This is a genomic window from Stomatohabitans albus, assembly GCF_036336025.1.
GTDB classification, from domain to species: Bacteria; Actinomycetota; Nitriliruptoria; order Euzebyales; family Euzebyaceae; genus Stomatohabitans; species Stomatohabitans albus.
In genome coordinates, this window is sequence record NZ_JAYKKE010000001.1 from 511,556 (window position 1) to 524,754 (window position 13,199).

At 51.9% G+C, this 13,199-nt stretch carries 12 protein-coding genes and 1 tRNA gene; 7 read left to right on the forward strand and 6 right to left on the reverse strand.

Annotation, left to right across the window (positions count from 1 at the left end):
- Positions 1-158 precede the first annotated feature (158 nt).
- Complete coding sequence (locus VCU37_RS02215) at positions 159-1,268, forward strand: type I restriction endonuclease (RefSeq protein ID WP_336249000.1); 1,110 nt, start codon at positions 159-161, stop codon at positions 1,266-1,268.
- Between the two features lie 129 nt (positions 1,269-1,397).
- Here VCU37_RS02215 and VCU37_RS02220 read toward each other — a convergent pair.
- Positions 1,398-1,470: transfer RNA gene (locus VCU37_RS02220), tRNA-Lys, on the reverse strand.
- Between the two features lie 116 nt (positions 1,471-1,586).
- Here VCU37_RS02220 and VCU37_RS02225 point away from each other — a divergent pair.
- Positions 1,587-2,795, forward strand: a complete 1,209-nt coding sequence (locus VCU37_RS02225) for a hypothetical protein (protein WP_336249001.1) — start codon at positions 1,587-1,589, stop codon at positions 2,793-2,795.
- 289 nt (positions 2,796-3,084) lie between these two features.
- Here the strand turns inward: VCU37_RS02225 and VCU37_RS02230 are convergent, their stop codons facing one another.
- A complete protein-coding gene (locus VCU37_RS02230) occupies positions 3,085-3,783 on the reverse strand; it encodes an AraC family transcriptional regulator (protein ID WP_336249002.1) in 699 nt (232 codons plus the stop codon).
- A gap of 85 nt (positions 3,784-3,868) precedes the next feature.
- Here VCU37_RS02230 and VCU37_RS02235 point away from each other — a divergent pair, with 85 nt between their 5' ends.
- On the forward strand, positions 3,869-4,207 hold the full coding sequence (locus VCU37_RS02235) for a VOC family protein (RefSeq protein ID WP_336249003.1): 339 nt from the start codon (positions 3,869-3,871) through the stop codon (positions 4,205-4,207).
- 100 nt (positions 4,208-4,307) lie between these two features.
- On the opposite strand, the gene purL is transcribed toward VCU37_RS02235, so the two are convergent.
- From purL to VCU37_RS02255, 4 genes are read right to left on the reverse strand one after another with little or no spacing between them, the layout of a single operon-like run.
- On the reverse strand, positions 4,308-6,557 hold the full coding sequence (gene purL, locus VCU37_RS02240; RefSeq protein ID WP_336249004.1) for a phosphoribosylformylglycinamidine synthase subunit PurL: 2,250 nt from the start codon (positions 6,555-6,557) through the stop codon (positions 4,308-4,310).
- 3 nt (positions 6,558-6,560) lie between these two features.
- Positions 6,561-7,313, reverse strand: a complete 753-nt coding sequence (gene purQ, locus VCU37_RS02245) for a phosphoribosylformylglycinamidine synthase subunit PurQ (RefSeq protein ID WP_336249005.1) — start codon at positions 7,311-7,313, stop codon at positions 6,561-6,563.
- Positions 7,313-7,549 (reverse strand): phosphoribosylformylglycinamidine synthase subunit PurS, encoded by a 237-nt coding sequence (gene purS / locus VCU37_RS02250; RefSeq protein WP_336249006.1) that lies wholly within the window; start codon positions 7,547-7,549, stop codon positions 7,313-7,315. Before purS ends, purQ begins: the two co-directional genes overlap by 1 nt.
- 43 nt (positions 7,550-7,592) lie before the next feature.
- On the reverse strand, positions 7,593-8,444 hold the full coding sequence (locus tag VCU37_RS02255; RefSeq protein ID WP_418896463.1) for a phosphoribosylaminoimidazolesuccinocarboxamide synthase: 852 nt from the start codon (positions 8,442-8,444) through the stop codon (positions 7,593-7,595).
- A gap of 132 nt (positions 8,445-8,576) precedes the next feature.
- Here VCU37_RS02255 and VCU37_RS02260 point away from each other — a divergent pair, with 132 nt between their 5' ends.
- The 4 genes from VCU37_RS02260 (at position 8,577) to hemL (ending at position 13,173) form a co-directional block, all read left to right on the forward strand.
- Positions 8,577-9,746, forward strand: coding sequence for a 5-(carboxyamino)imidazole ribonucleotide synthase (locus tag VCU37_RS02260; RefSeq protein ID WP_336249007.1), 1,170 nt, complete (start codon positions 8,577-8,579; stop codon positions 9,744-9,746).
- A gap of 57 nt (positions 9,747-9,803) precedes the next feature.
- On the forward strand, positions 9,804-10,625 hold the full coding sequence (locus VCU37_RS02265; protein WP_336249008.1) for a hypothetical protein: 822 nt from the start codon (positions 9,804-9,806) through the stop codon (positions 10,623-10,625).
- Between the two features lie 413 nt (positions 10,626-11,038).
- Complete coding sequence (locus VCU37_RS02270) at positions 11,039-11,785, forward strand: hypothetical protein (protein ID WP_336249009.1); 747 nt, start codon at positions 11,039-11,041, stop codon at positions 11,783-11,785.
- Between the two features lie 92 nt (positions 11,786-11,877).
- Positions 11,878-13,173: a glutamate-1-semialdehyde 2,1-aminomutase gene (gene hemL, locus VCU37_RS02275; protein WP_336249010.1), complete on the forward strand. Its 1,296-nt coding sequence runs from the start codon at positions 11,878-11,880 to the stop codon at positions 13,171-13,173.
- Positions 13,174-13,199 lie beyond the last annotated feature (26 nt).

Here is a 13,199-nt window from a genome sequence, read left to right on the forward strand (position 1 = left end):
CGTTTAGTTTGATATAACTTCGATGAAAATATTTCCGATGAAGACTCCGTAACGTGCACTTCGACAACTGGTCGTAGCAAGCAAGGAACACCTTGCTTCAGATATGAACTCAGAGCCGAAACCACAAACCTTTCCATCACTCAAAGCGTAAGGCAGCCATGTCACTCCTCGACAGCATCACATCCATTGCAGATCGAATCAACCTCCATCGAGAGACGATAGAAACAGAAGAAGGAACAAAAACGGCAATTGTGATGCCGTTCATTGCTCAGATTCTTGGATACGACGTATTCAATCCCGCAGAAGTCATTCCTGAATTCACATCAGATATTGGAACTAAACGGGGTGAGAAAGTCGACTATGCCATCGTTAAAGATGGTGAGGTTCAAATGCTTATAGAGGTTAAACAATTAAACTTTGACCTCAACCTCAACCATGCCTCACAGTTGATACGGTATTTCCATACATCAAATGCTCGAATTGGAGTACTGACAAATGGCCAGCAATGGCATTTCTACACAGATTTAGAACGACCTAATCGAATGGATGAGCGACCATTCCTAAAACTGGATCTCTGCAATCTTGACTCCTACGCACTTCCAGAACTAAAGAGATTAACAAAAGAAGCCTTTGATATTGACTCTGTAATAACTTCAGCAGAGGAACTAAAGTATACACAAGGACTGAAAGAGTCTCTTCGTGAGCAGTTCAGTAACCCTAGCCCTGATTTTGCTAAGGTTCTAGCTAATAGATTCTATGATGGAAATTTTACTCAGCGAACCAAGGAACAGTTCACTGCACTAACTAAAAAAGCATGCGATCAGTTTATTGAAGACCGAGTAAATACCCGTCTTGCTACTGCTCTAAAAACAACTAGTGCCACAGTTACCGTCTCTGTCGAACCTACCGAAGAACCTAATATTGGTGAGAAAAATCCACAGCAAAACAATCAGGGTGAAACAGAAAAGAATGGAATAGAGACAACTATAGAAGAGCTTGAAGGATTCCATGTCGTCCAGGCAATGCTATTTGGAATCGTAGATTTAAATCGCGTAGTGAGCCGCGACACAAAGACCTACTTTGGCATACTTCTTGATGATAATAATAGAAAACCTATCTGTAGACTCCATTTTAATAGGAGGCAGAAAATGATTGAGATTTTTGATGAACAAAAAGATAGCCAGAAGCACCCTATTAGTTCAATCCCACAGATAGCAGAATTCAAAGAACAACTTATTTCCATAGTAAATAAATACGATGGAAACTGAGTAATCTGATAGACACACACCTCTGCACTGACCACTAGGGCATAGTGGCAGACGGTAAACCAAATCACCCGCCCTACCGTGTTCAAAGACGATGGACTGGCGGGTGTTCGCTATATAGAAGAGATGTAGTGGGCCCTGTCGGGATCGAACCGACGACCAGCGGATTAAAAGTCCGATGCTCTACCAACTGAGCTAAAGGCCCGTGTATGGGCACAGTATGCCGGACTGGTCACGATAACGCAACGTAGATCATTGATCATCACCGAGTTTCACATGCGTAGATTCGCATGTGAGATTTCGAGTCGTTAGCGTGAGGGTATGGATGCGATCTTCTTACCTGAGCCTGCCACTGTTGATATTGATGAAGATGCCCGTGGTGGCGTTGTTACAGGGTCATCCACCGTGCAGATAGAGGCTGACTTGGCAACGGTCCCAGGCCAGTACCTTCGTGACTGTCTCACAACCTGTTTTGCTGGTGCACCAGTGGCATCTGCGAGCGGTGCAACAATCGTGTATCTCGCTGCACCAGATATGGCTGATGAACAAGTTGGCGTCACTGCAAACGAGGATCAAATCACGATTGCCGCCAATAGCTTGAGCGGTTTTTGGCGTGGCACTCACCTGGTTATCCAACTGTTGGGGCCTGAACTTGTGGTAGGCCTCCCTGTGGCACTATCACAGCTTCCCTTTATCCCGATCACGATTGACGACCAACCAAGCCATTCCACCCGCTCAATGACCTTACCCCTCTTGGATATGGCCCATGCTGTCGAGGACGCCCTCACCATTGTGCGTCAGCTTGCAGCCATTGGGGTCAATCATCTCGCGTTGGCACAATTCGAACCAGATACACCTGCCCAGATGGTGCTCCCCCACACCATCACTGCCGAGGATTACGCCCGGTTCTATCTTCAAGCGGCCAACCTTGGCATCACCGTTGAGCCTGATCCTGAGCACATCATTTCCCTCCCCTCCGACCTGTGCACTCATGACACCTACACCCGCGAGCAGATTGAGGCGGCACTCTGGCCAGATGCCGTGGCTGCACTCACTGCCGGATGGATAGGGCAACGTGCCAACACTCAGCGGCCATCAGATATTTCACAAACGGAGTTGACCTGGGATAACAAACAACGTATTGCGGCCTATTCCCTATTTTGGAGTGCCCTCGGTGTTACCTTTGTGGACGGCCCAAGCTTTGTGTGGCCGTGGCACCTCATTCGTCTCCAACCACAACTGCTACCCGATGGGCAACAAACGCGAGTGGCATTACTCCTCGCCCCTGGAACGCACATCCACGGCGACCACATTGAAATGCAACGTGGCAAAGAAGGCGTGATGGGTCCTGGCCTCTCCATAACCGCTATGGTCAATAGCCGACCGGTCCCCATCACATTGGTCTCCGGCCACCCAAACGCTGCATCTGGCGGTACTGGCGTGTATCAGGTCATCATCCCCAGCCTGCCAAACAACGCCGACCTCCGCCTAGCCGCCATCGCCCAAACAAACGACGGCTGTTCTTGCTAAATCACGAGGGCCGAACACAAAGGCCTAGTAGCAAAAGACTGATCGTAGCCAACATCTCTTCTTGGCCATACTTTGATTTCACCAGTACGGACAAGAGGACGCAACTGGTTCCATAACCGCCTTGGTGTCCTTAAGCTCTGCCTATTCCCCTCGATACGCTGCCGCCCATACAAGTAGGCAAAAATACCAGCAACCTGGATCTGAGAGCTCTTACTTGAATCCAGATACTCAATAGCACTGATTGTTGACTGTTGACACTCGGCAACCATTGAACAACTCAATACGGTTGCTATATAGCTGTTCGATATTTTATTAGCGTATTAAACGTCATTCCCGTCAACTGTTGTGTTGATCGGATGAGATGTGACTGATCGGCATACCCTGCGGCCACCGCTACCAATGCTGGCTCTATCCCCTTGCAGCCGTATCCAATGGCCCGATTAAGTTGGTGAATAGCGACAAGTGTTTTCGGTCCGTACCCAAAAACACGATTACAAATCCGTTGCAACGTCCTCGTGGATAATCCCTGCATCTCCGCGAGATCCTTTACCCGTATCCCACGACGAGCAGCATGATCAATCGCATGGGCGAGACCGATGTCCGTTGGCGAAGCTAAGCATTGCCGCCACAGCGAAGTGCCACTGCATTTTAGTGCCAAGACCGGATTATGTATAGCAACTTCTTGAACCGACATTGGTAGCTCTACCAACTCGCTTAGCGCTACTCGTTCATTCTGAAGTTCACAAACGGGTAAGCCAAGCATCTGATGGGCCATACCAGGGGCAAACCGAAGCCCCCAAGTGACCTGGCCGGGTTGGGTAGAAACCAACGAAGCCTGCGTATCTGGACCAGCAAAGATGATCTTATTTCCCGAAATAACCAAATCCATAGCAGCATCGGGAAGGACCAGATGTTGCTGATCCCCTCCGGTAACCCGCCAAAGGGTTGTCCCAGGGATTGGACCAACCCATTCTGTCATCCCAGCCATGGGTTCAGTTCTCTCCTAATAATCCACCATAAGCGTTGTCCGAATTGTTCTATCCCAAATCACACGGAGCTCATACGGTAACCACATGATCACGTTTACAACCGTTGAACTGTACTCATCTTCTGCCGCACAATCGGCCGAATTCATATCGAAACTATCCGACTACGAGCAAACCTTTTATGGTGACGATTACGTAGATATTCATGCAAATGATGGTTTCACCATTGCATTCAATACAACCCAAAACCCACGCCCACCTCTCGCTATTTTTCAGGTAAAGGATTTGGAGGCCATGCGCGCCAAGGTTATTGATATAGGTGGAGAGATAACTGTTGAGCCTTTTGATTTTCCAGGTGGCCGCCGTTTCCAATTCCGTGAGCCAGGCCGTAATGAGCTTGCTTTTTGGGTTAGTAACGCCCAATAGCAGCGCAACCCTTCACTACTAAGAAGCGTGGCTTCAAATCACGAAGGAATATTGAAGCCACGCTGTACAACAAAGGGCGGCGGCAACCACCGCCCAGGGGTTATAGGGCTAAGTCCAAACCAGGGCCGACCAGGCGACTAGATTCAGAAGTTGTCCCTAAGACGAGGAGGTCCAGGCCAGCCGTTTCAACATCAGCGGTCAGGGCATCAAGGTCACGGGTCGTCACCACAACCTGCGTTGGCGCCTCACCGAACCAAAACGCTAGGCGGTCCTCATCGGCTACATCAACCGTTACGTCAAGGCCAAGAGCAGCACGTGGGTTCGCTACCCGTTGGGGGTCTTGGGCACGCAAGATTTCAACCAAGCTGGTGACCAGCCCACCAGTGCTCACGTCGTGGGCACTGAGCATGGCCGTTGAGCTGCGTAGTAGCCGTTGCAGGGCTATCTCTCGGTCGAGGTCCACATCAGCCGGTCGGCCAGCGATTCGACCGTTGACAACCCAATCCCATTCAGAACCGGCCAAGGCCTGGTCTGCCGGACGCAAATCACCGATAAGCACAACAGAAATACCCGACTCAGGTGCAAACGACGGTCGGGCGTTGTGGACGTCATCAATGATGCCCATAATGCCCATAACCGGTGTGGGATGAATGGCCGCATCACCGGTTTGGTTATAAAAGCTCACATTGCCGCCTGTGATTGGTGTACCAAGCGCTACGCAGGCTTCTTCAAGGCCGGTAATGGTGTCTTGGAACTGACCCATAATTTCAGGACGTTCTGGTGAACCGAAATTCAAACAGTTTGTTGCCGCAACCGGTTCGGCTCCCACGCAAGCTACGTTACGAGTTGACTCAGCCACCACCCGTCGAATACCAACGAGCGGGTCTAGGGCACACAGTCGACCATTGCCATCTGTTGAGAATGCCACACCACGAACATGGTTAGGTTGTAAGCGCAATACTGCCGCATCTCCGCCAGGCCCAGCGATGGTACCGTGCCCCACAATGGCGTCATATTGTTCGATCACTTCACTAGGAACCGTGATATTCGGACTCGCCAACACCCGTTCAGCCATGGCCGTAATAGCCGCGGTATCAAGCTCAGCGCTTTGGGTTCGGGCATCAGCATCAACATCAATATCAGCGTTCGGGTGCGTCCAGGCCTCAATCGGCCGGTGATACACCGGACCATCGGCTGCAAGTGATGCTGCCGGAACATCGTGTTCAAGCACCCCGTTGCGCCAAAAACGGAGTCGGTCACCCTCCACAACCTTGCCGATAGGAACCGCATCCACACCCCACTTGGCGCAGGTCGCTATGACCGTTTCGACCCGTTCAGGTTTAACAAGGGCAAGCATCCGCTCTTGACTCTCCGAGCAGATGATCTCCCAGGCCTCCATATCTGGTTCACGGAGATTCACCAGATCAAGATTGACGTCCATCCCCATTCGGGCCGCAGAAGCCATCTCAGAGGTTGAGCATACGATGCCCGCAGCACCCATGTCTTGGATACCACTCAACAAATCTGCGTCATAAAGCTCAAGGCAAGCCTCAATCACACCTTTGGCCGCAAATGGGTCGCCCACTTGCACATTAGGACGTTTCGTTTCGTCGATGCCACCCTCATCAAACTCTTCACTAGCCAAAATTGAGGCGCCACCGATTCCGTCTCGTCCGGTGCGTTGCCCAATCAATATCGCGATGTCACCAACCTGTTCGGCGCGGGCAAGCTGAATACGGTCCTTCTTTAACAGCCCAGCACAGAATACGTTAACCAACGGATTGCCCTGATACGACGGGTCATACACCACTTCACCGCCCACATTGGGAATACCAACACAGTTCCCATAATGGCTGATCCCATGTACCACCCCATCTTTTACCCACTGGGTGGTGGAGGTATCAGGGTCACCAAAGCGCAGTGGGTTCATCAGCGCAATAGGCCGCGCCCCCATCGTCAAAATATCGCGGATAATCCCGCCCACCCCCGTTGCGGCTCCCTGGAAGGGTTCCACATAAGAGGGGTGATTATGGCTTTCAATTTTGAACGTAACCGCCCAGTCACCACCAACGTCAACCACACCGGCGTTTTCACCCGGTCCAACAAGAATGCGGTCCCCACTAGACGGAAGGTTTTTTAAATGCACCTTTGAGCTTTTATACGAACAGTGCTCAGACCACATCACCGAATAGGCACCAAGTTCAGCACTGGACGGCACCCGTCCAAGGGTGTCCACGATGGACGCATACTCATCGTCTTTGAGTCCGAGTGCGCGAGCTGCTTCTAAGGGGTCTTCAGCAGGAGCGGGAACAAAACCGTCAGCCACGGGTGGAAAATTAAGTTCAAACACGGTCTACTCCTTAGCCGCCAACAGGCCATTCACCCAATCTTCAGTGCCCAACCGTGGGGTAACGAGGTGTTCCAAGATCAGGTCACGCCCATCAACAAGTCCCCCAAGTGCGGGGTCCACACTGTGTTCGGGGTGGGGCATCAAACCAGCAACATTGCCTTGGGCATTCTTCACGCCTGCAATCGCGCCCATCGCACCGTTCGGATTCGCATCGTCACCTTCACGTGCTGCAGACCCATCTGGGTTCACATAACGCAACCAGACCTGACCAGCTGCATCTAAGGCCTCAATATCAGGATGGATATAGCGCCCTTCACCACTTTTAAGCCAAATCGCATGCACCTTGCCTTGGGCATTTTTTAAATGCACGATGCGATGGCGAAAATGCATATTCACGTTTCGAGTTAATGCACCGGGTAAGAGACCAGCTTCGGTCAAGATCTGGAAGCCGTTGCAAATACCCAACACGCGCCCGCCATTGTCAGCAAAGTCACGCAGTGCGTCCATGATGGGGGCAAACCGGCTGATCGCCCCACAGCGTAGGTAATCTCCAAAGCTAAAGCCACCAGGAACGATAACCCCATCAACACCTTTGAGATCGGTGTCTTGGTACCACAACGGCACAGCTTCACATCCGAGGAGTTCAACCGCATAGGCAGCGTCACGGTCATCACAAGTACCAGGAAAAGTGATCACCCCGATACGCAAATTAACCGGGGAAATGGGCAGCTCCGCCTTGTGGGAAGCGGTGCCCATTAGTGCTCAACCTCAAAGGTCTCAAGCACTTCATTGGCCAATAACTGGCTGGCCACCTTCGTCGCAAGGGCTACAGGATCTGCGACCGAATCATCAATATCTAATTCAATGCGCTTACCAATGCGCACCGTATTCACGCCATCCAGTCCCATCTTGGGAAGGTTCCGTTCCACAGCTTGACCGGCCGGGTCCAAGATTTCGCGTTTAAGCATGACGTTGACATTCACCTTGGGCATATGCTCACCTTTGAGAGAGGGTGGGAGAGGTACAGACTATCGGTTACGCCGGTGCAGTTAAGCGCCCATACGCTTCGGCATACCGAGCTTGAACTTGGGCAACAAGGTCATCGGGCAGCGGCAACGATGTGCCATGCTCACGAACCCACTCACGCACTAACTGCTTATCAAATGAGGCCTGGTCACGTCCTGGTTCATATTGGTCGGCCGGCCAAAATCGGCTTGAGTCAGGTGTACAGACTTCATCAATCAACATAATCTGCCCATCGATCAGCCCAAACTCGAATTTTGTGTCAGCAAGGATGATGCCGCGTGATTCACAGTGAGCTGCCGCACGCTGGTAGAGGTCCAAGGTAAGGTCACGCAAATCGGAAGCTATTTCCTCACCAACACGGTCGCCCATGTGTTCAAATGAAATATTTTCGTCATGTTCGCCCGCTGGTGCTTTGTATGCAGGGGTGAAGATGGGTTCTGGTAAGCGATCAGCCACGCGCAACCCTGACGGAAGAGGTACATCACAAACTGAACCAGACGCTTGGTACTCAGCCCAACCACTCCCAACGAGATAGCCACGAGCTACACACTCAATAGGAATCACGTCGGCACGCCGACAGAGCATTGAACGACCAGAGAGTATGTCGGCAAAGGCGTCAAGACCGTAGCCGTACGTATTGGGGTCCGTTGAGAGTAAATGGTTGGGCACATCAAGGAAATCCAGCCAAAACACCGTAATACCGGTGAGTACCTCTCCCTTGCCTGGGATAGGTGTTGGGAGAACTTCATCGAATGCGCTGACCCGGTCACTCGCCACAAGTAACAACGTATCCTTCCCTACCGCAAATAGGTCACGAACCTTGCCAGAGCCAAGGGCCGTAACATCAGGTAGGGCGCCGATTTCTGCGAGGGCTTGGGTGTATGCGTGCATATCAGCCATTACACGAGCTTAGTCTGCTGAAAAAGAAACCCCGAAATAATGACACAACTCCCCCTGTCATGACGTCCTTTTGAGGCAAAGGAAGGGGTAGGAGTGCAAACTAGCTACGTGCGTAAAGAAGGTGACATGTTGAAGCTGCCAACTGACCGGCCGGTCAGGGTGGGCATTGTTGGTGGTGGCCAGCTCGCGCGCATGATGGTGTTAGATGCGGCGCGCTTGGGGCTGGACTTAACTGTGTTAGCTGCTGAACGAGATGAAGGTAGCCGTGGTGTTATTGCGGTTCGTGATGGGGACCCGAATGACCCTCAAGACCTTCAGGACTTGGCAGATTCGACAGACGCCTTGACCTTAGACCATGAACTGGTACCCCTCGAGTATTGGCGGGCGATCGAATCCCAAGGCCAGGTTCTCCACCCAGGTGCTGAAACGTTGCAGTACACCAACAAGATTGTTCAGCGCACCGCCTTTGCTCAGGCCGGTTTGCCAGTTCCCCCATTTTCAGTGGTACATACAGCGAAAGAAATAGATGGTTTCGCCTCTGAACACGGGTGGCCACTGATCCTCAAATCTCCGCTCGGTGGCTATGACGGGCACGGCATTATGCAAGTCCGTTCGATGGATGAAGCCAACGTGATGTTAGAGGCGGCGGCAGGGCAGCCCCTCCTGGCTGAACCACATTTACCCTTGCGCGATGAAATAGCGGTATTGGTATGCACCAGCGCCAGTGGTGAGCGCGTTGTCTATGATCCAGTGCGCACCATTCAGGAGAACGGTATGTGCGCTGCCGTTCACGTTGGTGAAGGTGTTCTTGACCCTGCCGTTGCGTCAGAAGCAAGCAAAATCGCCCAGCGAACCGCTGACCTCGTTGGTTCGGTTGGCATTTTGGCAGTCGAGTTCTTTGTCACCAAGGATGGCCTCACCATCAACGAAATCGCTCCTCGTCCGCATAACAGTGGCCACCACACGATAGATAGCTGTCAAACAAGCCAATTTGAAAACCATCTACGAGCTGTAGTGGGGTGGCCCTTAGGGTCCCCGGCAATGACGTGTAAAGCAGCGGCGATGGTCAATGTGATTGGTACGCAAGCCGGTGATCCCACCACACGCGTTGGCCGTGCATTAACCACCCAGGCAAAGGTCCACGTGTATGACAAGACCTGGCGCCCTGGACGCAAACTTGGACACGTAACTGCGGTAGCCAATGACATTGACACCGCAGAGGCTCGTGCTGAACGGGCTGCACAGCTACTGATGTACGGGTAGTAAAAAACTGGATATTCCCTGAGCATTTGTCCGTATTGCTCCGGTAGACTCCCCCTTATGGCCACAGGAGAACATGACCTCACGCGAGATGTGTTAAATCGTGCGATGGATCTCTATGGCCGTGATCAAGTCGCAGGCGATACCCATCAAGATTTGAATATCAGTGATGTCCGTGACATTGCTGACCAGTTGGGAGTTCCTCAGCACTATGTATCTGAGGCGCTGGCGCAGCCGATGATTCGTCCACCTGCCACACGACGTGCGTCAACCTATGTTGCTGAGCGGTATGTCAGCCATCCCGCCAACGAGGTGTTAGCCGGTGCCGTCACCTATTTGCGTCGGCGTGAGGGGTTTGTCCCTGACTACAGCGTTCCGTATGGTTACCGCTTGAAAAAAGCAACCGGGTTAGAACTGCTTGATCTGATTAACGAAACCGAAACCACACTGGCTGATTTCAAATATCTTGACGTAACCATTCAATCCATTGATGATGAGACAAGTGTGCTACGGATACAAACAACCGTGATGCCTGCGAATACAGCAATAGGTCTCGGTGCATTGGGTGGTGCAATAGCTGGTGGCGTTATCGGTTGGTTCGCTGGACTTGTAGCTACCGATTCTGGTGCATTGACTGCGGGAATGACCGCGGTCGGGATAATTATGGGGACGGGTATCGGTGTGCCCGTCGGGTTGTACTGGTGGAAGTACCAAATCACCTCATACGGTGAGGTATTAACCAGAGCCATTTGTGGCGCAGGTGATGTTATTGACAACCCGCTACCCGAACCCGTTTCACCGACCCAGCAACTTGCAGAAGGTGCAGGCAAAATTATTGGTGCGTTTGTTCGTGGCTTGTCCCATAAGAAGCCAGATGCATAGCCTTGGGGTATCAGAAACTTCCAAGAGAATCCAAGTACAATCCATGGCCATGAGGTTCTCCATATAGTGCACTGATACACCTCTCAAACCAAAAAGAAGCGTCTTAGTTCACTCATTTCTTGTTTTTTCTTCTTTTGAGCAACGAAATGATGCTCATAAACGTCCTATTACTGGCTATAGATGCTGGAATGGTTTTGGTACCAGGTTTAGCCGCACCATCTGGAGACACCAGATACACCACTACCAGGCCGTTTAACCGAATCTACCCAGTGGTTGAGACGTCTTTCAACCTGATATGCACACAATATAGACCCGTTCCTCTTTTGCTGGACGCAACGGATAGTCCCCCGATTATGCGCCTGTGGCCACCGTAGGTTCTCCTACCGAAGAGATCATGCACCTAAGGACTAGGCATGCACCATTCATGGAAGGATTCCAAGGATTTCCAACAATCTGTACTCCAACGCGCGATTCGCCTCCAGGGGGTGACAAGTGCGCAAGGCGAACCTCTGGCACCACGCACTATCCAAGAAGTACGGTCAATCGCCCACAACCTCGGTGTTAGTCAATACCACATCGAACGGGCCCTCAGCGAACCCATCATCTTTACTCCTCAACTCGGTCAAGCCGGCCCATTGAATGTCCAACGCTTTGTACCACAGCCACCTTGTCAGGTACACCGCTCAGCAAGCCTCTACCTCACCACATGTGAAGCTATGGAAATAGACGCCCAGATTCCCAACGGGTTTACGTTTATAAGTTCCTATGACGGGAAACGCTTTGCATACGATCACACCGAACCAACAATGTGGTCATTAACCGGATTAACTTGCAACATCCTTCCCCACTCCCCAGAAGGGGTTATCCTTTCGATAACCGCAGACATGCCGTCAGAACGTGTAGCTGCTATCGGTGGTGCCGTGGCGGTGGCTTCAGCAACCACCCCTATCTGCCTCACCGTTCACACCATGTTTTCTGTACTGCCCTTCACACCGCTCACGAATCAAATCATCGGTGGACTCATTGGGGTAACCGTTGGTGGGACCATTGGTGCAGTCATTGGTCGCTTGTGGTGGCGCGAAGAAGTCAAACGCAGAATCAGAGTGCTCACCCGTGCGATCCAGGGCATCGTTTCTTACGCAGATGCTGATGGCTATTAGCCATTGCTCGCATCGATTCACCCTCTCGGGCACACACCGTGTCAACGATTTCATTATCCCGTGTTGGTGCCAACCCTTCTAGGATTGTGACCATGACGAGCCCAACCAAACAGAACCTGTCAAATGCCCAATGGTATGCCCGAGCCAAAGCGGTCATACCTGGTGGGGTAAACAGCCCAGTACGAGCTTGGAATGGGGTAGGTGGCACGCCTGCATTTCTTGTTTCAGGGCGTGGTGCGACCGTTACAGATGCTGAAGGCAACGAATACTTGGACTACGTCATGAGCTGGGGCCCGCTGATTTTGGGCCACTCGCATCCGGCACTTGTCGCGGCCGCTACCGAAGCAGTTATGAAAGGGTCAAGTTTTGGGGCGCCAACCCCAGGGGAAGTCGAACTTGCCGAAATGGTGTGTGCTTCGGTACCCGGTGTTGCGTGTTTCAGAGCCGTATCGAGTGGCACTGAAGCCACGATGACGGCTATTCGTCTGGCCCGTGGATATACGGGCAAGTCAAAACTGATCAAGTTTATCGGCCACTATCACGGCCATTCTGATGCCCTATTAGTCAGCGCAGGGAGTGGCATAGCAACCCTTGGCCTGCCCGACAGCCCTGGAGTAACCCCGGGTGCTGCCCAAGACACCCTGGTTGTTGAATGGAATAACCCGCAAGCCCTTAAGTCAGTCGTGGCTCAATATAAGAATGAACTTGCAGCCATCATTTATGAGCCAGTGGCTTGCAATATGGGGTGTGTACCAGCTATTGATGGGTTCCACGAGTTGATCCGGTCACTTGCTACTGATGCTGGTGCCCTGGTGATTGTTGATGAGGTAATGACTGGGTTCCGCCTCGGTAAGGGTGGTGCAGTTGCTCGTTTTGGGCTGGATGCAGATATTGTCACCTTCGGGAAAGTTATCGGTGGAGGCTATCCCCTGGCTGGCCTGGGTGGTCGGACCGATGTGATGGCATATCTCGCTCCTACCGGCCCGGTCTATCAAGCTGGCACATTAAGTGGAAACCCCGTGGCTGTTGCGGCAGGGCTGACACAATTAAAGCTACTTGATGACGAGGTGTACACCCGATTAGAGGCGCTTGCACAACGGCTTTGCGACGGCCTCAGCGCCGTCTTTACCGAAGCGGGTATCCCTGTCCAAACCCCACGGGTAGGGTCGATGTTTTGCCTCTATTTTTCGGATAAACCCGTACAGACGATGGCTGATGCAAACGGAGCTGACCATGCTCGCTTTGGCCGTTTCTTTCATGCTATGCATGACCACGGCATCAATTTGCCACCAAGTGGCTATGAAGCTTGGTTTGTTTCTTCTGCGCATATGGAAGAAGACATCGATCGCACTATCGAAGCAGCAAAGGTCGTGGCACCGTTGCTCTAACAGCAACGCTATGAACCGAGATGGAA